Source organism: Natrarchaeobius oligotrophus (assembly GCF_003841465.1).
In the GTDB taxonomy this organism is placed as follows: Archaea; Halobacteriota; Halobacteria; order Halobacteriales; family Natrialbaceae; genus Natrarchaeobius; species Natrarchaeobius oligotrophus.
This window is the reverse complement of the sequence record NZ_REFZ01000030.1, coordinates 1-24613: the sequence shown is the minus strand read 5'-3', so window position 1 is coordinate 24613 and position 24613 is coordinate 1. Positions and strand designations below refer to the sequence as shown.

Genomic DNA, 24613 nt, shown 5'->3' with positions numbered 1-24613 from the left:
AGCGTCTCGACTGCCACGAGATTAAAGAACTCGTCTATCCAAGGCTCATCTTGCAGGGTCGCTGAACTCATTCCACCTCAGCGTTCACCCTGCTCTTAGGTATGCTAACTGTTCTATGACACCCTCTTGCCTAGTAGCAACGATGTCTCCCGGAGTGTCTCGTCTGCTGTAGAGTATCGTCCCCCGTCGAGAGTACTGTCTGCTGTAGACCTGTCGGGAGTATGTCGAGAGTACTGTCTGCTGTAGACTCGTCGAGAGTACCGTATCCGCGCGAGTACCGCTCACCACGCCTTCACGGCCGGCGAGTATCGACCGTTGCGTTCCGCGCTGATGTGGGATGCTCCGTCGGCCGACCCGGTCGACAATTACCCATCGACCGATCACGGGCGTCGCCGTCGTCGGACCGAAAACGCACTAAGGTCTCGAGCGCGAGTATTCGACCGTCAATGAAGTTCGACGATTGGGAACCCGTCTACGAGGCGATCATCCGGGATTTCGGGTACGACCGTTCCGGGGACGAGCGGGCACGGGACCTCCTCGCCTCGCTCGTGGGTTCGTTCGATCTCGAGCGTCTCGCGGCCGTCCGCGGCGCGACCGTGGCGGTCGCCGGGGCGGGACCGTCGCTCACCGACGAGCACAACCTCGAGCGGTCGCGGACTGCAGACGTCGTTTTCGCCGCGTCGACGGCCGCCGACGTCCTCGCGGAATACGGCGTCGACGTCGACTGTCTGATCACCGACCTCGACAAGAATCCCGAGACCGCGCGGCGTCTCACGAGGCGTGACGTTCCGGTGGCGATTCACGCCCACGGTGACAACGAGGCGCTGCTTCGGCGGGTCGTCCCCGATTGCGTCGACGAGTGGGTTCTCCCGACGACGCAGGCGGAGCCACGCGGTCCGGTCCGAAACGTCGGTGGATTCACCGACGGCGACCGCGCTGCGTTTCTCGCCGACCACCTGGGTGCCGACCGGCTGACGTTCGTCGGGTGGGACTTCGACGACCCGACCGTCGAACCGGCGAAAGCCAGAAAACTCGAGTGGGCCGAACGACTGCTGTACTGGCTCGAGTCGCGCCGTGGCGAACGCTTCGCGGTTCTCGACGGTCGCCGTGACGGAATTGAACACGCGGCGCTCTCGGGTCAGTGACCGAGACGATGCACGACGTGCTGGTGGCCGACGGATGGTGGTGGTCGGCCGACGGTGTCGTTTGTCGTCGAATTCGTACTGGTTAGCGAATCTGGTAGGTGACGATGTCGTCGCAGCCACAGGTCGGACAGTCCGTCCGCGCGGTTTCGATCGTGGTGCCACAGCGACGACACTCCTCGATAACGGTCGGTCGGTCGGACCGAAAGAGGACGGACTTGACTGCCTCTCGCATCGTCGACGACGTCGTTGCGGAGTTCGTTCGTTTCTGACCGTTCATGACCCAACGGACGATCATATCGTAATTCGTTATTGTCTTGCTACTGTGACTCACACGATTAGTGATCTATTTCCGTGGTCGAGACGAGCGCGTCGATTCCCGGAATGGGAAGATTAACCTCTCCCCTCTCGCCACCAGTCCGGCGGTTCGCGTCGTCGACCGATTCGGCGAGCCGCCGACCGATTCGACGCGACGGCGAATCGACGTCCGTGAACGGTGTACTACGCCGAGCGGGCGCGGTCGTCCACGGCGGACGGCTCGCGGTCGGACTGAACACGGGGCGACTGGTGTACAGATGACTGCCGACGATCGGATCGCGTGCATTGAAGAGTCGGTTGGTACGGTACCGAACCGGTCGTCGTCGAACGCCGACGGAATCCGCTCGAGTCGTCCGGAATCCGTGGCGGCCGGTTCGTGGTCGGCGGTCGTCTCTCCCGTGCCGCCGCGAGTCGTGGCGCGTTCGCGAGCGTCGCCCCTCGACGGGGCCTGGGATCGGGAAATAACGAGAAATCAGCGAGCGGACGCTCGGCTCAAAACAGCGCGTCGAGTTCACCGCCGGCGTCGACGAGCGAGGCGAAATCGTCCTCTGCTCGCGCTCGAACCGCTTCGGTGGTATCCTGGGCTTCGATCGCGACCTGCTGGAGCTGATCGATCCGGGGGACGTCCGTGACGCCCGACAGAAGGACGATCGCGCCGACTTCGTTACGATCCGGGAGCGGGTAATCGCCGCCGCGGATCTCCATGCTTCCGGTTTCGTCCTCGAGCCACTGGCGACCTCGTTCGACGCCCTTGCGGTTCAGGTGCTCCGGCGGCCCGGTAGTGACGACGAGTCCCCGGTCGGCGCTCCCGACGTCGCAAGGAAGCGTGAGGCGGCCGAGTGCGGCTTTTCTGACCAGGCTCGTCATTCGATTCGTCGCGGCACCCTCGTCGAAGTCGTCGGAGGTCCGAAACGACGAGAGCAACCCGTCGCCCGCGGTGTCGACGGTTTCACGCGCGTAACCGATCGTCGAGACGCCGTCGTCGAGCGTGTTGATGATCTCCGAGGAGTCGACGACGCTCTCGGCGACGTGATCACCCTCGTTGACCTCGCCGGCCGCAAAGAGCAGTCCGAACCGCTCGACGATCTCCGCGTTGATCCGGTCGTAGCCCCCGGCGACGGTCTCGCCGGCGCTTCGCCAGACGTCGTTGTCGAAGACGAGCAGGTTGTCGACCTCCCGAACGAACGTCCGGAACGAGCGAGCCGCGTTGAGCGTGTAGATGCCACCTTCGTCGGTTGCGGGGAGGATTCCGAGTCCGTAGACGGGCTGGGTGTAGATCCGCTTGAGGTGCGTCGCGAGGACCGGAGCGCCGCCGGAGCCGGTTCCGCCGCCCATTCCGGCGACGATGAGGAAGGCGTCGATCTCGTGGATGGGAATGCGATCGATCGCTCCCTGAATCTCGTCGATGTCCTTTTCGGTGATCTCGGCGCCGAGTTCGTTGTCGGCACCGACGCCGTGTCCTTTTACGCGTGCCTGTCCAATCAGAACCCGATTGCGTTTCGGAATGTTCTCGAGTCCCTGGAGGTCAGTCGTCGCGGAGTTGACCGCGATTCCCGCTTCGACGAACCCTCCGCCGATCGCGTCGTCGTACGCCAGGAATTCGTCGACGATCTTCCCGCCTGCCTGACCGAAGCCGATTAGTGCGAGTTTCATGGTTGTCTCTCGTGGTCGTTCCCGGATGCGTCGTCGGTCGGACGTCCCCGACCGAGATCGAGGGAACGAATGCCACGTCACGACCGTTGCCGAAGACGGCCATTGTTATGGACGACATACACTCGAGGAAAAGACAGTCAGTAATCGATGACACTCATCGTAAACGGGTAGTCGGCCGTTAACGACTGTTTACTGTGAACGACTGTCTTCTCGCAAATCACGTTTTACCGAGGGGACGGATTCTCGGTAATCGGGCTCCGTCGCTGGCGAACTATCGGATTCGGGCGTCGGTGGCCCCACATCGCAAGCCGGCGGCGCCTCGAGAGTAAGCCATATACAGAAGGGTGGCATATCCATCGTCCATGGACGAGGGTGCGTCGTCGTCACGTCGAAGGCTGCTCGCCGGTGCTGGTGGCGTCGCGATCAGCGCTCTCGCCGGCTGTTCGGAGGCGTTCTGGTCACGGGCGGAAAATACCGGTCCGGAACAGGTCGAGCTTACGATCAAAACGGTTCCCGCGGACGACGATCCGTTCGCGGCGAAAATCCTGAGCCAGCTTCGAGAGAGCTGTGAGGCGGCCGGGATCGACGTCACGCACGTTCCGAGCGCGAAAGCCGACCTCTATCGAGAGATTCTTCTCGAGCGAGATTACGACGTTTTCGTCGCTCGTCACCCCGGACTCGACGAATACGACGCGCTGTACGGACTGCTCCACTCGCAGTTCGTCACCGAGCGGGGCTGGCAAAACCCGTTTCAGTTCTCCGACCCGACGGTCGACGAACTCCTCGAGGCACAGCGAGCGGACGGCGGTGATCGACAGGAATCGATCACCGAACTGGTCGACTTTCTCGAGGACACCGCACCGTACTCCGCCATCGCGTTTCCACACTTGGTTGGGGGCGCCCGAACGGACGTCAACGCGCCGTCGCCACCGCAACAGCCCCTCGAGTACCTGGATCTGCTGTGTCGCGAACCCGACGACGGCCCTCGAGACGAACCACTCGTCGTCGGTGTGGCGGGGGAGGATCTCGCGAACCGATTGAATCCGATCGCGGTCGATCGAAACCGAGTGTACGGTCTTCTGGGGCTGCTGTACGATCCGCTAGTTCGCCGAGATCGTGACACGGGGGAGTACATCCCGTGGCTGGCCGAATCAGTCACGTGGACGGATGAGGATCGGTTACAAGCGACGATAACGCTTCGAGAGGGGGTAACGTGGCACGACGGAACCGATCTCACGACTGACGACGTCGATTTCACCGTTCGGTTTCTCGGGGATACCGCGCTGGGATCGGTCGACGGGAGCATTCCTGCACCCCGGTTTCGAAGCCGTCAAACGCTCGTGTCCGAGGTTCAGACGATCGATTCGCGAACGGTCACGATCACGTTTGGCGACACGGTGGGCGACTCCGCTGCAAAACCGACTCGAGACGCGGCCGTTCGTTCCCTCACCATCCCGCTGTTACCCGAGCACGTCTGGGAACCGCGATCCGAGGTGATCGCCGAGCGCCAGACCGAGGCGCTGGTCACCGACAACGAGGAGCCGATCGGGTCGGGCCTCTTTCGACTCGACGAGGTGACTGCCGACGGAGTCGAACTCGAGCCGTTCGACGAACACGTCTTTCGCGAGTTTCCACTCGACCGCCCCGACGCCCTCGAGGGGTTCTCTCAGTACGACGGACTTCGGTTTCGTATCGATCCCAACGTCGGCGCGATGGTCGACGCGCTGGAAAACGGCGACATCGACGTGACGGCGAGCAACGTGCCGCCGGAACGCGTCGAGTCGATCCGGGACGGCGAGGAGACGACAGTCATCAGCAGTACGACCGATTCGTTTTACCTCCTCGGCTACAACCTCGAACGCGCCCCGCTGGTCAACCATCGATTTCGTCAGATCCTCTCGCGGCTCGTCGACCGCGAGTACGTCGTCTCCGAGTTTTTCGACGGCTTCGCCGAACCGGCGATGTCACCTCGCTCGTTGCTCGGTCTCGCCGACGACGAACACGACGATGGGGTCCGATCCTCGATCGCCGAGTTTCCCGGCACCGACGGGGAGGTCGACGATGAGCGCGTTCGGACGCTCTTCGAAGAGGCGAGCTACCAGTACGAAGACGGGACGCTACTCGATTGACGGGCGACCTTCGGACGTCGTCGGTGGCGTCGACGAAGCGGCGAGTGATCGACCGATACCGAGACGAGTGATCGACCGATACCGAGACGAGTGACCGATCGGTATTAATGTCTCGCAGGCGGTAGCTAGTACGAAAGCGCATGTCACTGCTCGCCGTCGTCTTCGAACTCGCGTTCGTCGTCGCGACGATGCTCGTGACCGCGACGCTCGTCGTCGTCGGTCCGCGTCGGTTAGCGGCGGCGATGCGGGGATACCGTCGGCGGCTTCAGGTCTGTGCGCTTCCGCTCGCCACGCTCGTCGTCGTGCTGGCACTCCGGTGGTCGACCGTCGACGTCTTCACGCGACTCGAGCGTCGCGTCCTCGGGACGAACATCACTCCCCTCCTGTTCGAGATCGAGGAGACGTTGCTCCCGCAAAACCCCGTCGTCGTCCTCCAGTCGTTCCAGTCGCCGGAGTTGACGTCGTTTTTCGTCTTCACGTACATCTACGGGTACGCGTTCTTGCTCCTGTTCCCGTTTATCGCGTACTTCGCGCTCGAAGAGATGGACGACCTCAGAACGCTGTTGCTCGCGTTCACCGTAAACTACGGGGTTGGCTTGATCTGTTACGTCTTCTTTATCGCGTACGGCCCGCGAAACGTCGATCCGACCATCTTCCAGGGACTGCTGTACGACGCCTTCCCGCAGTCGCGGATGCTCACGAACGAAGTCAATCAGAACACGAACGTGTTCCCGTCGCTTCACACGTCGCTGTCGATGACCGTCTTCTTTCTCGCGTGGTTGACCCGGGAGAAGTACCCGATCTGGACGGGGGTCGCCGGCGTGTTGGCGATTAGCGTCGTCGTCTCGACGATGTACCTCGGCATTCACTGGTTCTCCGACGTCGTCGCCGGGACCCTGTTAGCGCTCGGGAGCGTCTACGTCGGTCGTCACTACACCGCTCGTGGTCTCCTCGATTCGACGCGGCGGTACCTCGACGCCAGACTCGAGCGGCTGAAGCGGGCGGGCGGCTTCGGGTGACCGTCCGTCGGTCGACTTGTCGCCGGCCGCGGAACTATGACTCGCCGGCCGATCGGTACAGTATGACGATCCACTGGCATCGCCGCGACCTCCGCGGGAGCGACAATCGAGGACTCGTCCGAGCTGCCGACGGGCCCGAACCGGTCGTTCCCCTCTTCGTGTTCGATCCGACCGTCCTCGAGCACGCGTCTCCGATCCGGGTCGCGTGTCTCCTCGACGCGCTCGATGGGCTCCGCGAGTGGTACCGAGCGCGAGGAAGTAATTTACTCATCGAGTGCGGCGAACCGAGTGAGGTCCTTCCGCGAGTTGCGAGCGCTCGTGGCGCCGACAGAGTAACGTGGTGTGCGGACTACAGCGGGCTCGCAGCGGAGCGAGATCGAGCCGTTACCGCGGCACTCGAGGACGGCGGGGTCGACTGTGAGCCGGTGCACGATGCGATCCACCACGCGCCGGGTACGATCACGCCCAACGAGGGAGCGCACTACTCGGTGTTTTCGTACTTCTGGAAGAAGTGGCGCGACAGGGAAACGCGCGATCCCGTCGCGTCGCCCTCTGCGGACGACCTGGCGTCGATCGCCGACTCGTCCGGTCGGTTGCCGTCGGCGTCCGAACTCGGATTCGACGAGCCGGCGGCGACTCCACGGCCCGTCACGCAGGAAGCCGCCCGCGATCGGCTCGACTCGTTCTGTTCGGAACCGATCTACCGCTACGAGTCGACGCGGGAGTATCCAGCGGCCGAGGGGACGTCCAGGCTCTCCGTCCACCTCAAGTGGGGAACGATCGGGATCCGTGAACTACACGCCGCGACGGAAGCCGCCGCCGAACGAGCCCCCGACGACGACGCCCGCGAAAGCGTCGAATCCTTCCAGCGACAGCTCGCCTGGCGGGAATTTTACACGCACGTCCTCGCGTTCAACCCGGAGACGGTTAGCGAGAACTTCACCCCGTTCGAACGCGATCTCGAGTGGCGAACCGATCCGGACGGGTTCGCGACCTGGAAGGCCGGTGAGACGGGCTATCCGATCGTCGACGCGGGAATGCGCCAGCTTCGATCTGAGGGCTGGATGCACAACAGGGTGCGAATGATCGTCGCCTCGTTTCTGACGAAGGACCTCCTGATCGACTGGCGGGAGGGTTACGACTGGTTCCGTCGGCGACTCGCCGACCACGAGACGGCAAACGATGTCGGCGGGTGGCAGTGGGCAGCCTCGACCGGGACGGACGCCCAGCCGTACTTTCGGATCTTCAATCCGATGAAACAGGGCCGGAAGTACGACCCCGACGCCGAGTACGTTCGGTCGTACGTATCCGAACTCGAGGGCGTCGCAGCCGAGGACGTTCACGGCTGGCACGACCGCACAGAGACGGAACGAAATCGGATCGCACCGTCGTATCCGGCACCGATCGTCGATCACGCCGAGCGACGCGAGCGGGCCCTCGAGGCGTTCGAGCGGGCGAAACGCAAAGCGTAGTCGCCGTCCGACGCGGTCGGTTCGACCATGATGGTGTCCGGTCCAACGCCGACGCTGGTGGTGCCAGTATGCTTATTCCGCCGTACGCGTTAGATACCAGTATGTCCTCACAGGACGACGCGTCGCCCTCCAGCGACGGGACACCCCCATCACAGGCGATCATCGAAGCGATCGCCGCACGCGAAGGCGTCGACGTGACGGACGTCGAACCGCCCGAGTACGACCCGCTGTACGCGATCGTCAATCCCGAGGCGCTCGATGCCCTGTTCCGGACGCCCACCGGTCCGCCCGAAAGCGGCCACGTCCGGTTCGAGTACGAAGGGTACGACGTTACCGTCAGCAGTGGCGGTCGAGTCGACGTTAGCGAGCGCTCCGAGGCCGACGACTCGGCGAGTGCGCCGATCGAAGACTGAACCGACCGTCGATCCCGGTTCACCGCCGGTCGAGTCGTCGTCGATCCGTACCTCCGGCCGTCCGCCCGATCCCTTACAGTTCGGCCGCGTCGGCGACCTCGACTTCGTCACCGACGCCGACCGTTCCGCCGTAGGACGAGTTCGGAACGGACGTGATGACCATAACGGTGAAAAAGTGCTCGAACGCGTCCCGGTCGACCCACTCCGGGAGCGTCTCCTCCCGTCGCCGTGCGAATCGCTCCTGGAATCGCTCGATGGCCTGGCCGGTGTCTGGATCGCGCGACGGAACGACACAGCGTGCACAGGCTTCCACGACCTCGAATCGAACGCCGTTTATCGCGAATCCGGACGGATCGTCGCCGAGGAATCGATCCTCCCAGAACGGCGGGACGCCGCCGATCTCGACGTTCGGGCGAAACCGACGCCGCGCTCCCTCGACGGTCATCGAGTCGAACCAGGACGCGACCTCCTCGAGCGTCCCCGTACTGATTATCGACGGTCCGAGTTTCGGGCGGTCGATAAACGACGGAGGGCCGCGTCGTCGCAACGCGACGGGTTCGTCGACGAACTCGGTGAACCACTCGCTCGCGGCCTCGCGATCGGTCTCGAGATCGAACTGACGGGTTTCGTCGGTCTCTCGCATCCGTAACGTGAGGACGTTCGTCTCCGGATCGTACGTCGACTCGAGTTCGTGGAGGGTGTCGATCTCCTTTCCGTTGTACGTCTTTTCGACCGAATCGACTCGATCCTCGATGCTGTCGTCCGTCTCGGGGTCGAGCAACGCGTACTCGCGGTCGCCCAGAAACGTCCCGGCGTCGTTGATTCGTATCTCGTCGACCGACGTTCGGTCGAGTCCTTTCACCGGATACACCCACAGATTTTCGATATGTGTCATCGGATACCAATATCTTCGTCAAAGCATAAAAAGTTCGTCCCGAACCGTCGCTTCGCTCGCGGCGGACACGGGGAGCGGTGTTGGTGGTATCGCGACCCGTCTGCGGCCCCGCCGGCACATCGATACGATAGACCGTATCAACCGGTAGTCGTGGCCAACCGCGGACGGGACGGTTTGGGTCTCGGGAGCACTCTGAGGAGTTTCGTCGCGGGCCTGTAGGAGATCCGATCGCTCGGCGGCTTGATCGCGCTAACCTTCCAGAAACCGGGAGAGCGGACCGTGAACTCACACCGCCCGCGGGCGTCCGTCCGTTTTCGTTGCGTTCCGATCGCCACTGTGGCTCCCTCGACCGATCGATTGCTTCGGTCGCGCACCCGTATCGCGATGGACGTCCCGACCGGTGCGTCGTGGCGGCTCACGTCGAGGACGAGCGTCCGTTCGGTTCTCATGCGAGCGACTAGCACTCCCAGAATCAAAAAGCCACTACGGTCGGCTGCGGGAGAACCACGGCGCGGTCAATCCGTCACGGTAACCGTCCGTCCGTCGTCGCTCGAGGAGTAAATCGCGTCGACGACCTTCTGGACGACGAGCGCCTGTTCGACGCTGTTTTCGTCTCGACCGGTCACGATCCGGTCGAAAAACGCCTTCTGTTCGTCCGAGTGAGTGTCGTTCTGTCGCGTTTCTACCGACGTATCCTCCAGGTGATCGGGGCCCACGTTGCTCGCGGAGTGAAAGCTGAGGTCGCTCTCGAGGAGGTCGAACCGGGCGGCGGAGTCGGTTCCGCGGACGACGAACTCGTGGTTTGCCGGCCGGTTCGTCGCCCACGCCACCTCGAGGTTGATCGTCTTGCCCTCCGCACAGCGGATGAACGCGCTGGCGGAGTCGTCGACGTCGAACCCGACCGGTCCCGCGTCTTCGGCCCACATCTCGAGGTACGCGTACTCCTCGCGGGAACCGAACTCCGATCGCGTGATTCCGTTTACCTCCCGGACGTCGGGGTAATCGAGCAGGTAAAGCGCGAGATCGATCGCGTGAACGCCCAGATCAATGAGTGCGCCGCCGCCGGCGATCTGTCGGCGGGTGAACCACGAGCCGCGACCGGGGATTCCCCGCCGGCGAACGTAGTTCGCCTCGACGTGCGAGACGTCACCGAGGTCGCCGCGTTCGACCCGGTTCTTGACGATCCGCACCGTGTTCGCGAACCGGTTGTTGAACCCGACCATGCACAGACTGTCGGATTCGGCAGCGGCGTCTGCGATTCGCTGTGCGCTGTCGATGGAGTGTGCGAGGGGTTTCTCGAGCAGGACGTGTAACTCTCTCTCGAAGGCGTCGATGGCGTACTCCTCGTGGTACTTGTTTGGCGTCGTGATGATCACGGCGTCGACGGTATCGTACAGTTCCTGGTGGTCTTCGAACACGTCGACGTCGTACCGACGCCCGAATCGCTTTCGCGCCTGCGGTGCGACGTCCATCCCGCCGACGAGCGGGACGCCGAGGTCGACGAGTCGTTCCGCGTGATACTGGCCGATATTGCCGAGGCCCACGATCCCTGTTCGCACGTCTTGTCGTTTGATTGTCATCGGGACGATCGTTCTGGGCGGCTGATTTCGATCTGATACAGGTTATGCCGCTATATCGAATGTACGTGCTCGAGCGTCTTTTGTCCACTGCCATACGAGACGCGACGAGCGGTCGAACGGGACGGGATCCGTCTCAACTGTCGGCCTCCGTCGAGGTCGTTCCCGGCTCTCGCCCCGACGAATCGAGATCGGTAATTCCGTGGACGAGCGCCTCCCCCGTCGTGGCGTCGAAGAGGTGAACGTTCGATCGGTCCAGAACGACCTCGACGGACTGTTCTTCCCGAAGCTCCGTCTCGGGCGTGACGCTCATGAGAAGTTGATCCGACGCGGTCGCTGGATCTTCCTCCATCGATCGAGCGTCGCCGTCGCCGAGAACGAGGTAGACGAAAATTTCGTCGCCCATCGGCTCCAAGACGTCCGTTCGGGCGCCGATCGCGTCGGTCGGGTGGGCGATCGACTCCGCGCCGGTCGCGAGGTGGACGTCCTCGGGTCTGACGCCGAGCGTCACCGCGTCGCCGACGGACGCGCCCGGAACGTTCCGGTGATCGAGTTCGACGACGAAGTGATCGGTCTCGACGCCGCCGGCGACGAGTTTGGCGTCGGCGAAGTTCATCGAAGGTGATCCGATGAAGCCCGCGACGAACAGGTTCGCCGGTTCGTTGTAACAGGTAAGCGGCGGCGCGATCTGCTGGAGTCCGCCCTCGTCGAGGACGGCGATCCGGTCGGACATCGTCATCGCCTCGGCCTGATCGTGGGTGACGTAGATGACCGTCGTCCCGAGTTCGCGGTGAAGTCGCTGGAGCTCCGTCCGCATGTGGACGCGCAGCTTCGCGTCGAGGTTCGCGAGCGGTTCGTCCATCAGGAACACGTCCGGATTCCGGACGATCGCTCGCGCGATCGCGACGCGCTGGCGCTGGCCTCCCGAGAGTTCGTCCGGCATCCGATCGAGCATCCCCTCGAGTTGGACGATGTCGGCGGCTCCCTCGACGCGTCGGTTGATCTCCTCGTCGTCGTAGGTGCGAAGCCGAAGGCCGAAGGAGATGTTCTCGAAGACGTCCATGTGGGGAAACAACGCGATGTTCTGAAAGACCATCGCCACGCCCCGGTCTTTCGGCGCGAGATCGGTGACCTCGTCGTCTCCGATGTACACGCGCCCCTCGGAGGGACGCGTCAGTCCCGCGACGGTCTCCATCGTCGTCGACTTCCCACACCCCGAGGGGCCGACGAATGTGACGAACTCGCCGTCTTCGATCTCCAGGCTGACGTCGTCGACGGCGACGACGTCCCCGTATCGTTTCGTGATGTTCTCGAGTCGTACTCGTGCCATGGTATCTTACTCTTTGAGTGCTCCTGCGGTCAGACCGCTGACGATCTTCTCCTGGGCGACGATCACCAGGATCGCGACGGGAATAACGCCGATTATGCTCGCGGCGGCCATGAGGTGGTACATCACCTCGTACTGGCCCTGATAGCCCAGGATCCCCTCGAGAATCGGGGCCCAGTTCTCGGGCTGGCCGTCGGTCATCAGAAACGAGAAGAAGAACTCGTTGTAGACGGCGATGAACGTCAGCACGCCGGCGGTCGCGACGCCGGGTGCCGAAAGCGGGATGATCACCCGAAACAGCGCGCCCAGTCGGGTCGTCCCTTCGACCCGAGCGGCGTCCTCGAGACCGTCGGGAATCTGGGCGTAGAACGTGGTGAGTATAAAGATGGCAAGCGGCATGAAGATCGCAGACAGCGGCAACACCATCGCACCGGGCGTGTTGTAGAGGCTTCCGTCGCCCGTGATCGGTTCGAGCACCGCGAACTGGGTGTTGAACAGGTCGTTCAGCGGAATGAAAAACGCCGCCGGCGGGAAAAACGAGATCACCAGCACCAACAGCATCAGCGGTATCTTTCCGGGGAACTCGAGGCGGCCGAAGGCGTAGCCCGCGAGACTCGCGATGACCAGGACGATGATCGTCGAGGCCGTCGCGATCACGAAGCTGTTGAACACGTACCAGTGAAACGGGATGACCTGGAACACCTCGACGAACGCTCCCGGGTTGAAGCCGTTGGGCGTGAGAACGATATCCTGCTGGCGACCCTCGGGCGTCAACGCGACCATGAGCAGCCAGTAGAACGGAAACAGCGTGGTGAACAGAAAGAAGATGGTTGCGACGTAGAACATCGCCCGGTAGGTCCGTTCGGGATTCGAGATCGAGTTCGCCACCCACTGCTGGAACGGACCCCGGTCCAGTTCTCGGTCCCCGTCTTCCTCGAAGATCGCTCCGCGATCCTCCGGTCGGTCCGTCACTCGGCCACCGTCCGTCTCGGGCCGGAGTCGATCCGGTCTCGAGCGGGCGGCGCTCGAGTTGCGGGTCCGCCCCGACGCGATATCCGTCGCGGTCGCGTTCCGGTCGGCCCTCGTTCGATTCTCGTCGCTGGCGTCGGGTCGTCCGGTCGGATCGCCGTCGTGGCTATCGTCGGTCATCAGTAGAGCCCTCCCTCGGTGTCCCGGAAGAAGAACACGTACACCGAGATGATCAGTCCAATCACGATCGCGGTCGTAAACGCCACCGCGGCGGCCGTCGCGAAGATCCGCGTCCCGCCGAACATGGCCTCGACGACGAGACACGTCAGGGATGGAACGGTCGTACAGCCGGCCGTCGACTCGATCAGCCCGTACACCCGCATCGCGTCCATGGTCCGAAACAACATCGCGACCAACAGCGCGGGCATCACCAGCGGCAGCGTGATCATCTTGAACCGCTGCCAGGGCGACGCCCCGGCCACGCGCGCGACGTTGTAGAGGCTCCGGTCGACGCTCTGGAGTCCCGCGAGGATCAACAGCGCCATGAACGCGGCGGACTTCCAGATGTCCGCGACGAGGATGATGATGAACGCGTCCTGGCTGTCGGCCAGCGGATCGGGGCCGAAGACGCCGAGCCACTGCATCAGGTCGCTGCCGAAGCCGACGGTCGGCTGGAACAGCAGAAAGAAGATCATCCCCTGAATGACGATCGGAACCGCCCACGGCAGGATGATCGCGACCCGAACCCAGCGCCGTCCCCGAAAGTCCTGATCGAGCACGTACGCCTGCCCGAAGCCGATCACCGTCTCGAGGAGCACGCTGATCACGGCGAACGCGAGGGTGACGAACAGCGCCTGCTGGAGGAACGGAACGCCGAGTTCGACGAACGGGTACGACGCCGACACCGAGACGTCCAGGAACTGGCGGGCCAGCCGCGCGTTTCCGGTGAGGATGTCGACGTAGTTCTCGAACCCGACGAAGCCGCCGAGAGGTTCCAACCCTCGCGTCCGATCTTCGCGAAGCGACATGACGAACGTCATCACGAGCGGGTAGAAGGCGATCAGCGCGAGCAGCGCGAACGCAGGGAGCAACAGCAGGTAGGCGTAGGCCGCCTCGCTCAGGTTCTCCATCCAGTTGACGAGGCGGTTTCCCGTCCGCTCGCGTTCGCTCGTTCGCTCGTCGCCGATCAGCGGTGCGGTTCGATCCTCCGTTCCGCCGTCCGTCTCGGTGTCAGTCGTCATGCTGGTCTTCCACGTCGCGTTCGCTTCGTTCGAGGCGTGTTCCGAGATCGGCCATCGCCTCCTCGGGGCCTTTCGCGCCGCGGATGGCGGCGTTTACCTCCTGGAAGATGAGCGCCGACTGTTCGGGCCAGACGTCCGTGACCGGTCGCGGCACCGCGTTGTCGCCGGCGAGCTGGATCTCGTCGACGTACCGCGCGACCGGCCCGATCTCGTCGGGATCGGCCTCCTCGACGAGCTCCAGAACGGGCGGCAGAAACCCCTGCAACTCGAAGATCGTCAGCATCACTTCGTCGTGGGTGAACGCCTCGAGCACCTCGAGTGCGGCGTCGGTTCGATCGGTGTTCGGATTGAGCGTCAGGTGCCAGCCCCCGAGGGCGGACGCGGTTCCGCCGACGCCGGGGTACTCCGCGTCGTCCGCTGAAACGGCGTACGGCATGGGCGTTACGCCGAGGTCTTCGCCGAAGGCGTCCTCGTCGCCGGTCTCGGCGATCGCGAACGGCCAGTTTCGGTTGGCGACGGCGTTGCCGTTTACGAACGGGTCGAGCGACTCCTGTTCGGACCACTGGACGATCGCGCTCGGGGAAATCTGGGGGTAGCCGTCGAGCGCGTGTTCGTCGCCGTCGCCGTGGACGAACGCCCGAAGCATTCGGAGCGCATCGAGAACCGGCTCGTCGTCGACCGTGATCGGGCGATCGCCGGCGACGAACAGGTTCTCCGTGCCGCCGAAGTAGCTGCCGCCCCACGTGGACATCACCTCGACGAACGAACAGCAGGCCAGCCCCTCGTAGGCGGCGGCCTGCGTCGTGAATCCGAAGTTCAGTCCGTGTTCGGAACGGGCGTCGGCGACTGCTTCCCCGAACTCCTGCCACGAGGGCGGATCGGTCCCCCAGCCGCTCGTATCGTATCCCACGTCCTCGATCAGATCCCGCCTGTACAGCATTGTCCCGAAGTCGGGAAACAGCGGGACCGCGTGGAGGTCGCCGGTTTCGGGGTTGCGGGCCGTCTCCAGGGCAGCCTCGAGGTAGTCTCCCTCGACCCGGTCCAGGACGTCCTCGGGTAGCTCGTCGGTCAGGTTCGTCGTCTGTTCACGCAGGATGAACGGGATCGTCCAGCCGCTGTCCATCATGAAGACGTCGGGCGGAGACCGACCGGCCTGGAGCGCCGACTGGTACTGTTGCATCCGCTGGGCGGAGTCGTCGACGCTCGCCTGAACTTCGACGGTGATCTCCTCGTCGAGACCGGCGTCCCACAGCGCCTGCTGGACCGAGGGCTCGTCGCCGTCGGCGTGCATGATGTCGGCAAAATCCGTATCCCCGCTCATCACGACCGTCGTCTCGTCTCGAGCCCGCCCGAGACACCCCGCGATTCCGACTCCGGCGAGCGCCGCCGCGGCCGAGGCGGACCTGACGAACGCTCGCCGCGACGGGCCACCTCGAGCGTCACGACCCCTGTGCTCTCGGGCCATCCGCCGTAACGTCACACCGTCGCCCCCTTCAATCGTGGGCTTGCACGGCTTCAATTACCCGTGACTGTTCGGATCGGAAAGCGGTGTAACCGACGGTTACGGTGCGAAGGCGACGCGAACGCTACTCCTCGATCGTCGGCGGCTCGTGTCGACCGATGTGGATCTCGTGGGACTCGAGGTCCTCGAGTGCGGCGACCCGCCCGCCGACGGTGACCTCGTTGCCGGACTCGTCGGCGAGCGTGAGGCTCGCGACCTCCTCGCTGACCTCGAAGGAGACGTCGAGGACGCGTCCGCGAACCACGCGTGGTTCGCCGAGTTCGACGTCTCGACCCTCGATCGTCGCGTAGAACTCGCCACCTTCGTCGATCAGGTCCTTGACGCACCGACGGATCGAAGCGTACTTGCGCGGGTACGACCGTACGGAGCTATCCTCGCCCAGCGTTCGCTCGGCGGTCGTCCAGAGGACGGTTCCGAAGAATCCCGAAACCAGGAACCCGAGCGCCGAACGGTTGAAGATGACGCCGTAGCGGTCCTGGTCGTCTCGCAGGGCGTCCTGGGTCGCGTAGATCGAGTAGTTGCCGTCGGCGACGGCGAGCACCGGCGTCGTGATCCCGCGACGAGCGCGGGCCGTCGTTGCGACGGCCTCGTAGTCGAACTCCGCCGGATCCGGCGCTTCGCTGGCGGGGGTGACGATCAGGTCGACGCTAACGCCGTCGTCGACGGCCGCCTCGAGTTCCGATTCGAATCGCACGAGCAGATCCGGCGTCAGCGACAGCGAGAGTTCGTACTCGGCGTCGGTGATCACCTCCTCGAGATACCGCAGGATCGTCGAGCGCGACTTGACGAGCGAGACGGCTTCGGTGTCTCGGGCCGGCGCCGTGTAGCGCGCTTCGAGTTCGTCGATCATCTGGGCCAGTGACTCCTGGACGTCGTCAAAGGCGTCGCCCGGATCGAGCGCGACGACTTTCATCGGTCGGGACTCTCGTAGCTCGACGAGACCGCGGTCGCTGAGGCTGCGAACCGTGTCGTAGACCCGCGGCTGGGGAATTTCCGTCCGATCCGAAATCTCGCTCGCCGTAAGCTGGCCCTGCTCGAGCACGGTGAGGTAGGCGTCGATCTCGTACTCGCCGAGGTTGAACCGATCGCCCACCCGCTCGACGGTCGAGCGAAGTTCGTCTGATGCCATGTGCCACCGTAGGAACCGAACGGACAAGTGATTTATTATACATCGAGTAGCACCTGTTTTCGAAACGGAGTACTCGAGCCGGGTGCCGACGGATTGCGACCGGCAATCGCGGCTCGTGGAGGCGATCGTTCGTGGCGAGTGTAACCGGCAACCACGGTACAGCGGGCAGTCAGAACGCTTAACCACCGGGCGCATGAGTGTGTTGCCATGCGCGCGGTCCTTCAGGCGGACGAATTCGCCGACAACGAGACGGTGAACGGGATCTTGCCCGACACCTTCCCGCACGCGACGGAGCTCGCGCTGGCGCTCGTCGTCCTCGTCGTCGGCTGGTTCCTCTCGAAGCTCGTCGTTCGATTCGCCGGCCGGACGGTGGCTCGACGGATCGAGCGCCCGAGCGTCACCCGTACCGTGTTACGAGGCGTCCGCGCTGCCGTTTTGTTCGCCACGCTCGTCGTCGTCGCCGCGATACTCGGTCTCAGCGGCGGCGACATTCTCCTCCAGGTGACGGTCGTCTCCGCGGTGATCGCGGTCGTGCTCGCCCCCCTGGTCGGAAGCCTGATCAACGGCATCTTCATCCTCACCGACCGGCCGTACGAGATCGGAGACATGATCGAGATAACCGACGAAGGCCACCGGGGATTCGTCGAGGACATCACGATCCGCTACACCAAGATATTCACCCTGCAGAATACGTTTATCGTCATCCCGAACTCCGAGATCCAGGAGCGCGACGTCATCAACTACTCCGCCGAGGACGAACGCACCCGTCTCTCCGTCGAGTTCGAAATCACCTACGAGAGCGACCTCGGAGCCGCGAGACGACACGCCGAGCGAGCGGCTCGAAGCGTCGACGAGGTCATCGCGGGCGGTCCGGACATTCGGATCGGCAGCGCGCGGTACGCGGCGGCGCCGACCTGCACCATCCAGGAGTACGCGGACGACGGGATCGTCCTCGAGCTGTTCTTCTGGATCAAGCGGCCGTACAAACAGACCCTCGTCCGCTCTGCGGTCCAGTCGGCGGTTCGCGAGCGATTTCTCGAGCACGACGTCCAGTTCGCGTACCCGCATCGACACCACGTCTTCGACGAAACGAGCGGCGTCGCGCGGACGACCATCGGCGAGTCGGCACCCGATCGGCGAAACGTCGCGACCAACGACCAATCCGTGGACGCGACCGCCGCCCACCCTGAGGACGCAGACGACGGCTCGCCCGATCCGGGTGAGCCGTGAACTGACGGCGTCGGGTCGGTGACCCCGTCGAACCTCGCCACACCGCGACAGCGCCGCGAGCGAACCGTCCGCGTCGCTGTGCGGTGTTTTATCACGACTCCGCGCCAACTCGGAACCGATCACGAATGTACGACGACGTTCTCGTTCCGACGGACGGCAGCGATACCGTCACCAGGACGCTCGATCACGGGCTACCGATCGCGACCGACAACGACGCGACCGTTCACGCGCTGTACGTGATCGACAGCCGGATGACCGCCGCCGCCGGCGAGGAAAACGCCGACGCCGTCGAACGAACGCTCGAGGAAGACGGGCGCGACGCGGTCGCCGCCGTCGAAGAACGCGCCGCGGCCGCCGGACTCGAGACCGTCACCGACCTCCGGAAGGGGACGCCGGCGAAGACGATCCTCGAGTACGCCGACGAACGGGGGATCGACCTGATCGTTATCGGTACTGAGGGAAAGAGCCCCCGCCAAAAGGTGACCTCGCTGGGAAGCGTCTCCGAGCGCGTCGTCGACAACGCGCCGGTCCCGGTGTTTGTCGTCAGGGACGGCGAATCGACGGGCTAGATCAGTCTCTCGCCGCGGTCACTACGCTCGCGTCGGTTCGACCGTAATGACCTCGCAGTCGAGGTGCGTCCGCAGATAGCGGTCGATGTCGGGGTTGTCGGTAAAACGACGGAAGATCCGACGGAGCCGACTCGCCTGCTGGCCGCCGATGACGACCGCGTCCGCCTCCTCGGCGGCGACCTCGTCGAGGATGCTCTCTTCGACCAGGAATCCGGTTCGGACGACGTACCGCGAGTTCTCGATCGGACCGAACACCCGTTCGACCGCGTTTTTTAGATCGATTCGCGTCACCTTCCGCCCGTTCTGATAGAGATCAACGTGGAGTATCGTCAACGCTGCGTCGCGCTCGCGCGCCACCTCGATCGCCCGCTCGAGCGTCCGTCGCGAGTGCTTCGTCAGCGGATATCGAACGGGAACCACGACCAGCGCCATTACCGATCCGGACGACCCCCACTCGGGTAAAGGTTTCAGTTGGCCCGCACGTCGTGCGTAACCGTACCATACCGTGACCGTCCGTCGGAACGACTCGAACGTCGACTCGCTCGAGAACGCCTAAACGTCGGTTACGGAGAGGGACAATCATTTAGCGGGCGGCCGGGTAGTAGGGGTATGCAACCGATCTCGATCGCAGACGGTGAGACGGTGTACGTCTCCGAAACCGACGGCGACAGGGGATCCAAGGGGCCATTTCTCGTCACCTACGAGTCGGCGGACGCCGACCGACGCTACGGCTGGTTCTGTACGAACTGCGAGAGTTTCGACAACGCGATGGATTCGATGGGCCGCATCAAGTGTAACGTCTGTGGAAACTTTCGGAAGCCGACCGAGTGGGACGCGGCCCACGAGTGAGCGTTCGCGTCCGTTTCCCCGTCCCTGTTACGTTGGGTGTCCCACCGTCTCTTCCCGTCCCGGAGACGAACGCGGTTCGTGACGAACCTTTAAGGTAGTCGACAGCGTACCGTTCTACCGAATGGGTCCTGTTAACATGCGACTCGTCGAGCAGGCCAGGTCGATTTTCGCAGAGCTCGGATACACCATCGAAGGCACCGGTCCGGAGTTTCGGGCCGAACGCGCGTGGAAAGTCGTCCACGTAAACACCGTCCTCGAGTACGAAGAGCTACCGCCGTCGTCTTCCGGTCAGTTCCACTGTTTCGTCGCCCAACCGGAGGACGCCGACGACCTCGAGGCGCGACTCACCAGCATCGACCCGGCCTACGAGTGGGCGATCATCGTCGTTGACGGCGACGAGTATCAGGTCGAGCGCGCCCCGCCCGGACCGCGCGTCTCGGCGTAGCGTCAGGCTCTCGTTCGTTCGTCCGCTGTCGAGTGCGCACCCGGGACTATTCACGAATCGCTCGAACGACACGCGGCGACCCGCCCCGGACCTGCGGCGGGCGACGACGTCCGACGATCATTAGGAGAGCGCTCGCCGGGTCGCCGTGACCCCTGCGCCCGGATCGACGTCCGCTCCCAACTGCTCGAGGACGTCGCCAAGCGCCGTCACGGCGTAGATCACGTTCTCCGGGCGGGCGGAGTGACCCATACAGCCGATTCGGAAGATCTCTCCATCGAGGTCGCCGAGTCCGCTCGCGATCTCCAGATCGTAGCGCTCGAGCAACGTCGAACAGACCTCGCCGTCGTCGATCCCCTCCGGAACGCGAACGGCGTTCAGACTCGGGAGCCAGTACTCGTCGGCCGCGTTCATCTCGAGGCCCATCGCCTCGACGCCGGCTTTCAGCGCGCCGGCAAGTCGCTCGTGGCGCGCCCAGCGTTCTTCGATCCCCTCTTCGGCGACCAGCCTGAGGGCCTCCCGGATCGCGTACACGTTCGTGATCGGCGCGGTGTGGTGGTAGGCCCGCTCGTCACCCCAGTACCCCTCGAGGAGGCCGAGATCGAGGTACCACGATCGCGGTTCCTTCGCGCGCGCGAGGACCTTGTCCATCGCCTCGTCCGAGAGGGTGAGGGGACTCGCACCCGGGGGACAGGAGAGGCACTTTTGCGGACCGGCGTAGGCGACGTCGACGCCCCACTCGTCGACGCGGAGTTCGACGCCACCGATGGACGTGACGGCGTCGGCGATCACCAGCGCGTCGTGGTCGTGTGCGGCGGCCGTAAGCGCCGGCACCTCCGGCTGGCGCACGCCCGTACTCGTCTCGGCGTGGACGAACCCGAAGACGTCGGGATCGTACTCGGCCAGCGCGTCGGCGACGTCGTCGACCGCGAGCGGCTCGCCCCAGGGTGCGTCGACCTCGACGACCTCGCCGCCGGCCCGACGCGCCATCGACGCCATTCGTCCGCCGAAGTAGCCGTTCGTCGGAACGAGCATCGTATCGCCCGGCTCGACGACGTTGCCGATCGCCGCCTCCATCGCGGCCGAACCCGTCCCCGAGACGGGAATCGTCCATCGGTTGTCCGTCCGGAACGTGTACCGGAGCAGTTCCTGTACCTCGTCCATGATCTCGACGAACGACGGATCGAGGTGACCGACCAGCGGCGTGCTCATCGCCCGTAACACGCGCGGGTGCACGTCGCTCGGCCCCGGCCCCATCAGCGTTCGGTTCGGCGGCGTCAACTCGCCGACGTCCGGTCCGTCGATCGACTCCTCACGGGTTGTCATACGATGGCACAGCACGCCCGTCGTGAAAAACGTTCACGATTATCGAGGTGCCGTCGGCGTCCGAACGCTGAGACGACCGCGTACGTTTAAGTCGCGTTGTCAGGTACTAGAACGCGCAAATGGTTTTCAAGAAGATCACGCTGATCGGAACGAGTACCGAAAGCTTCGACGCGGCCGCGGACGACGCGATCGACCGCGCAGAGGCGACCCTCGAGAACGTCTACTGGGTCGAAGTCGACGAGCTTGGCGTCGAGATCGCGAGCGTCGAGGACCGGGAGTATCAGGCAGAAGTAACCGTCGCTTTCGAACTCGAGGAGTAGCTGGTCGGACCGTGGCGGGAGCGCTCAGGTCCGGAAGGACTCGCCGCAACCGCACTCGCTGACGACGTTCGGATTCTCGACGTGGAACCCCTCCGCCTGGAGTCCGCTCTCGTAATCGAGGATGCTCCCCTCGATGTACTTCAGGCTCGCCGGATCGACGAACACGCGAAGCTCGTGGTGCTCGTAGATCGTGTCGTCCTCGTCGGGGCCGTCATCGAACCGCATTCCGTAGGAGAGTCCCGCACATCCGCCCTGCTGGACGAAGAGTCGAAGTCCAGCCTCGGTCGGATCGAGGCCTTCGCCGTCGAGCAACGAGAGGGCTTGCTCCGCCGCGTCTTCGGTCACCTCGATCCGTGGACGCGTTTCGGCGTCGCCGTCCAGACTGTCCGTGCTCATACCAGACTCTTCCGTCGCAACGATGTTAACTGTGACGCCATCCACAGCGTTCGCCCGATCGATTCGCGACCCCGCCCCGTCGCGGTTGCCCCTCCGATCGCTCACTCGGTGTACTGGTACGACTGCCGTCTGATCGTCCGATAGTAGGGACCGAACCGCCGCCAGTCGTTTCTCGAGAGTTCGATCCCGTGTTTCGCGAGGAGCTCGATCATCCGCTCGGTCTCACACTCGTACCACATCGAGAGGAGTCGGACGTTTTTCTGCGCGTAATCGTAGTTGCGCTCGAGGACGCGCTCGTCGGTTGGATCGACGCTGCGCGGTTCCATACGATCTCTCACGACGCCCAGCACCGTAAAACCAGCCCGCGCAGTCGCCCGTTGACGATCGCGCTCGTACGCTCCGATTGTCGCTCGGTTTCCTCGTGTCAACGCGGTGTTTCGACGCTGACCGTCCGCGCACGAACCGAGGACGGTTCGATCGGAGTACCGGTCGCCTCACGGCCGGACGCGACGACGACCTCGAATACGATTCCGTTACCGACCGGCTCCGTCGTCCGTTCGCAGGCGAACGCTCTCCGCGTGGGCCTCGAGGCCCTCCGCTTTCGCGAGCGTCGTGATCGTCTCGCCGATCTCCACGAGCCCGTCGGCCGTGAGCCGCTGGACCGTCGTCGCTCGAAGGAAGGTCTCGACCGACAGTCCGCCGGTCACGCGCGCGCCGCCGTTCGTCGGCAGGACGTGGTTCGTCCCGCTCGCGTAGTCCCCGGCGGCGACCGGCGTGTTCGGCCCGAGAAAAACGCTCCCCGCGCTGTCGACGCGCGCCAGAATCGACTCGTCGTCGTCGGCGATGATCGTGAGGTGTTCCGGCGCGTACTCCTCGGTGAAGAGGATCGCCTCGCTCATCGACCGGGCGAGCAACACGCCGCTCGCGTCGTTTTCGAGGCCAGAACGAATGGTCTCTTCGCGTGCGCGCTCGCTCGCCTGCTCGTCGACCGCCCGGACGACGGCGTTCGCAGTCGCCTCGTCGTCGGTCACCGCGACGACCGACGTGTTCGGATCGTGTTCCGCCTGGGCGACCAGCTCGGAGGCCACCAGTTCCGGATCCGCCGTCTCGTCTGCGACGACCACGACTTCGCTCGGCCCCGCGAGAAAGTCGATCTCGACGTCGCCTCGAACCGCCGCCTTGGCCGCGGTGACCCACCTGTTTCCGGGGCCGACGATCTTTCGCACCCGATCGACCGTCTCGGTTCCGTACGCGAGCGCGGCGATCGCCTGCGCGCCGCCGACGCTGTAGACGACGTCCGCTCCAGCAGCGTGGATCGCCGCCAGCGTGACCGGATTCATCTCCTCCGCCGGTGGGGTTACGACGGCCACGCGCTCGACGCCCGCGACGACCGCCGGCACGACGCCCATGATCGCACTCGAGGGGTAGGCCGCCGAACCGCCGGGGACGTAGACGCCGACGCGATCGATCGGTCGGAACCGTCGCCCCAGCTCTCGACCGGGGCTGAACTCCCGTCGCCAGTCCTCGGGTAGCTGGGCCTCGTGAAACTCCCGGACGTTCGTCGCCGCAGCTTCGATCGCGTCCCGAAGCTCCGGCCCCAGATCGTCGTAGGCGCGCTCGCACCGATCGGTGATCTCGAGGTTGCCGACCTCTACGCCATCGAACTCGCTCGTGAACTCGCGAACGGCGACGTCGCCCTCCTCGCGGACCCGCTCGACGATTCGGTTCACGTCGCCTCTCACCGCCTCGATCCCGGCGTCGCGCTCGAAGAACGCGAGGCGCTCGTCCGGCCCGAGGTCGGCGATCTCCCGCACGTCGATACTCATACACCCGCGTTCGGGTGCGCCTCGAAAAATCCTTCCGCTACGTCTCCTCGATCGTCCAGAGGCCGAGAGCGTCGAGCGTCGCCCGCACGAACAGATACACCAACAACGCGAAGCCGACGACGATGATCGGCGCCTGTAACAGCTCCGCGACGCCACGGCCGAACGCGAGCTGGCCGAACCCGCGGACGAAAAAGCTCACGACGACGAGGCCGATCCCCACGACCGCGAGTTTGACGAACCCGGATCGGTTCATACGGGTCGGTCCGTCCGCGACCGCTAAATCGTACCGATTCACCGATCCGCACGTTCGCCCCCGAGTGACGTTCCCGCGAGAATGATCAACGTAGCGCAGACGACCCTCGAGACGACGGCCTTATGTACGGACCCGTGCCTCGTCTTGAATGCGAACGACGCGGCGCTCGCCGCCGCGTCCCCTCCGACCGGTTTCCGGTACGGAGGCAGACACGCATCCACCCTCGTTCGGCGACGGCCCAACCGCCGTCGTCTCGAGGGCGAGCGGATCGTCACGGATTCCGAACGGTTCGGAATCCGTGACGACGCCCTTATATAATCCGGGCACGTACTACGTGGTACGCAGAAACCCCCCGCCGGGACGCGATTCCGGCGCGGGAACGATCCGACGCCCTTAAGTACTCGAGGGGATTCGGATGTGAATGCACAAGACGACGCGATTGGCGGGGCGTTGAACTCGCTCCGTCGTCTCGGACCACTCGAGGTCGAAGGGGTTATGTACCCCTGGCGGCTTAGGAGTAGGTCCGAAGGAGATGAGGATCCTACCCCTGCGGTCTTCCGTACAGATGGGATCTGATGTTAGCCTTGGTAGTTCGG

At 64.3% G+C, this 24613-nt stretch carries 26 protein-coding genes; 10 read left to right on the top strand and 16 right to left on the bottom strand.

Going from position 1 to position 24613, the window contains the following annotated elements; all coding sequences use genetic code 11:
• Window positions 1–446: 446 nt before the first annotated feature.
• On the top strand, window positions 447–1145 hold the full coding sequence (locus EA472_RS20790) for a 6-hydroxymethylpterin diphosphokinase MptE-like protein (protein ID WP_124193415.1): 699 nt from the start codon (window positions 447–449) through the stop codon (window positions 1143–1145).
• 82 nt (window positions 1146–1227) lie between these two features.
• On the opposite strand, the gene EA472_RS20785 is transcribed toward EA472_RS20790, so the two are convergent.
• Both EA472_RS20785 and EA472_RS20780 read right to left on the bottom strand, forming a co-directional pair.
• Window positions 1228–1377 (bottom strand): hypothetical protein, encoded by a 150-nt coding sequence (locus EA472_RS20785; RefSeq protein ID WP_394341359.1) that lies wholly within the window; start codon window positions 1375–1377, stop codon window positions 1228–1230.
• Window positions 1378–1952: 575 nt separating this feature from the next.
• Window positions 1953–3113: a tubulin/FtsZ family protein gene (locus EA472_RS20780; protein ID WP_124193413.1), complete on the bottom strand. Its 1161-nt coding sequence runs from the start codon at window positions 3111–3113 to the stop codon at window positions 1953–1955.
• 362 nt (window positions 3114–3475) lie between these two features.
• On the opposite strand from EA472_RS20780, the gene EA472_RS20775 reads away from it, so the two are divergent.
• The 4 genes from EA472_RS20775 (at window position 3476) to EA472_RS20760 (ending at window position 8146) form a co-directional block, all read left to right on the top strand.
• On the top strand, window positions 3476–5242 hold the full coding sequence (locus tag EA472_RS20775) for an ABC transporter substrate-binding protein (RefSeq protein ID WP_124193412.1): 1767 nt from the start codon (window positions 3476–3478) through the stop codon (window positions 5240–5242).
• Between the two features lie 140 nt (window positions 5243–5382).
• Window positions 5383–6261, top strand: coding sequence for a phosphatase PAP2 family protein (locus tag EA472_RS20770; RefSeq protein WP_124193411.1), 879 nt, complete (start codon window positions 5383–5385; stop codon window positions 6259–6261).
• Between the two features lie 62 nt (window positions 6262–6323).
• Window positions 6324–7733 (top strand): cryptochrome/photolyase family protein, encoded by a 1410-nt coding sequence (locus tag EA472_RS20765; protein ID WP_124193410.1) that lies wholly within the window; start codon window positions 6324–6326, stop codon window positions 7731–7733.
• Window positions 7734–7834: 101 nt separating this feature from the next.
• Entirely contained in the window at window positions 7835–8146 is a 312-nt protein-coding gene (locus EA472_RS20760; protein WP_124193409.1) for a HalOD1 output domain-containing protein, read from the top strand.
• Window positions 8147–8219: 73 nt separating this feature from the next.
• Here the strand turns inward: EA472_RS20760 and EA472_RS20755 are convergent, their stop codons facing one another.
• The 8 genes from EA472_RS20755 to trmB all read right to left on the bottom strand — a co-directional run bounded on the left by EA472_RS20755 (window position 8220) and on the right by trmB (window position 16806).
• Entirely contained in the window at window positions 8220–9041 is an 822-nt protein-coding gene (locus EA472_RS20755; protein WP_124193408.1) for an MOSC domain-containing protein, read from the bottom strand.
• Between the two features lie 137 nt (window positions 9042–9178).
• Window positions 9179–9490 carry a carboxypeptidase regulatory-like domain-containing protein gene (locus tag EA472_RS20750; RefSeq protein WP_124193407.1) on the bottom strand — a complete coding sequence of 104 codons (312 nt, stop codon included), beginning with the start codon at window positions 9488–9490 and terminating at the stop codon, window positions 9179–9181.
• Window positions 9491–9556: 66 nt separating this feature from the next.
• The gene (locus tag EA472_RS20745; RefSeq protein WP_124193406.1) at window positions 9557–10621 is read right to left on the bottom strand and encodes a Gfo/Idh/MocA family protein; all 1065 of its coding nucleotides are present in this window, start codon (window positions 10619–10621) and stop codon (window positions 9557–9559) included.
• Between the two features lie 133 nt (window positions 10622–10754).
• Window positions 10755–11948, bottom strand: coding sequence for an ABC transporter ATP-binding protein (locus tag EA472_RS20740; protein WP_124193405.1), 1194 nt, complete (start codon window positions 11946–11948; stop codon window positions 10755–10757).
• A gap of 6 nt (window positions 11949–11954) precedes the next feature.
• Entirely contained in the window at window positions 11955–13094 is a 1140-nt protein-coding gene (locus EA472_RS20735; RefSeq protein WP_124193404.1) for a carbohydrate ABC transporter permease, read from the bottom strand.
• A complete protein-coding gene (locus EA472_RS20730) occupies window positions 13094–14155 on the bottom strand; it encodes a carbohydrate ABC transporter permease (RefSeq protein WP_124193403.1) in 1062 nt (353 codons plus the stop codon). Before EA472_RS20730 ends, EA472_RS20735 begins: the two co-directional genes overlap by 1 nt.
• Window positions 14145–15620 (bottom strand): extracellular solute-binding protein, encoded by a 1476-nt coding sequence (locus EA472_RS20725; RefSeq protein WP_124193402.1) that lies wholly within the window; start codon window positions 15618–15620, stop codon window positions 14145–14147. The genes EA472_RS20730 and EA472_RS20725 overlap by 11 nt, the downstream gene beginning before the upstream one ends.
• A 121-nt stretch (window positions 15621–15741) precedes the next feature.
• Window positions 15742–16806, bottom strand: a complete 1065-nt coding sequence (trmB, locus tag EA472_RS20720; protein ID WP_124193401.1) for an HTH-type sugar sensing transcriptional regulator TrmB — start codon at window positions 16804–16806, stop codon at window positions 15742–15744.
• Between the two features lie 207 nt (window positions 16807–17013).
• Here trmB and EA472_RS20715 point away from each other — a divergent pair, with 207 nt between their 5' ends.
• A complete protein-coding gene (locus EA472_RS20715; RefSeq protein WP_124193400.1) occupies window positions 17014–18036 on the top strand; it encodes a mechanosensitive ion channel family protein in 1023 nt (340 codons plus the stop codon).
• A 125-nt stretch (window positions 18037–18161) separates the two neighbouring features.
• Complete coding sequence (locus EA472_RS20710; RefSeq protein WP_124193399.1) at window positions 18162–18605, top strand: universal stress protein; 444 nt, start codon at window positions 18162–18164, stop codon at window positions 18603–18605.
• A gap of 21 nt (window positions 18606–18626) precedes the next feature.
• Here EA472_RS20710 and EA472_RS20705 read toward each other — a convergent pair whose 3' ends face one another.
• Complete coding sequence (locus EA472_RS20705) at window positions 18627–19037, bottom strand: universal stress protein (RefSeq protein ID WP_124193398.1); 411 nt, start codon at window positions 19035–19037, stop codon at window positions 18627–18629.
• Window positions 19038–19214: 177 nt separating this feature from the next.
• Between EA472_RS20705 and EA472_RS20700 the strand changes: the two genes are divergently transcribed.
• Window positions 19215–19454, top strand: coding sequence for a DUF5816 domain-containing protein (locus EA472_RS20700; RefSeq protein ID WP_124193397.1), 240 nt, complete (start codon window positions 19215–19217; stop codon window positions 19452–19454).
• 136 nt (window positions 19455–19590) lie between these two features.
• Window positions 19591–19899 (top strand): DUF7116 family protein, encoded by a 309-nt coding sequence (locus EA472_RS20695; RefSeq protein ID WP_124193416.1) that lies wholly within the window; start codon window positions 19591–19593, stop codon window positions 19897–19899.
• Between the two features lie 120 nt (window positions 19900–20019).
• Here the strand turns inward: EA472_RS20695 and EA472_RS20690 are convergent, their stop codons facing one another.
• Entirely contained in the window at window positions 20020–21222 is a 1203-nt protein-coding gene (locus EA472_RS20690) for a pyridoxal-phosphate-dependent aminotransferase family protein (protein WP_124193396.1), read from the bottom strand.
• Between the two features lie 119 nt (window positions 21223–21341).
• On the opposite strand from EA472_RS20690, the gene EA472_RS20685 reads away from it, so the two are divergent.
• Window positions 21342–21542, top strand: coding sequence for a dodecin (locus EA472_RS20685; protein WP_124193395.1), 201 nt, complete (start codon window positions 21342–21344; stop codon window positions 21540–21542).
• A gap of 24 nt (window positions 21543–21566) precedes the next feature.
• On the opposite strand, the gene EA472_RS20680 is transcribed toward EA472_RS20685, so the two are convergent.
• The 4 genes from EA472_RS20680 to EA472_RS20665 all read right to left on the bottom strand — a co-directional run bounded on the left by EA472_RS20680 (window position 21567) and on the right by EA472_RS20665 (window position 24017).
• Complete coding sequence (locus EA472_RS20680; protein WP_124193394.1) at window positions 21567–21938, bottom strand: HesB/IscA family protein; 372 nt, start codon at window positions 21936–21938, stop codon at window positions 21567–21569.
• A gap of 101 nt (window positions 21939–22039) precedes the next feature.
• The gene (locus EA472_RS20675; RefSeq protein WP_124193393.1) at window positions 22040–22264 is read right to left on the bottom strand and encodes a hypothetical protein; all 225 of its coding nucleotides are present in this window, start codon (window positions 22262–22264) and stop codon (window positions 22040–22042) included.
• 207 nt (window positions 22265–22471) lie between these two features.
• A complete protein-coding gene (hisD, locus tag EA472_RS20670) occupies window positions 22472–23764 on the bottom strand; it encodes a histidinol dehydrogenase (protein ID WP_124193392.1) in 1293 nt (430 codons plus the stop codon).
• A 37-nt stretch (window positions 23765–23801) separates the two neighbouring features.
• On the bottom strand, window positions 23802–24017 hold the full coding sequence (locus EA472_RS20665; protein ID WP_124193391.1) for a hypothetical protein: 216 nt from the start codon (window positions 24015–24017) through the stop codon (window positions 23802–23804).
• Window positions 24018–24613 lie beyond the last annotated feature (596 nt).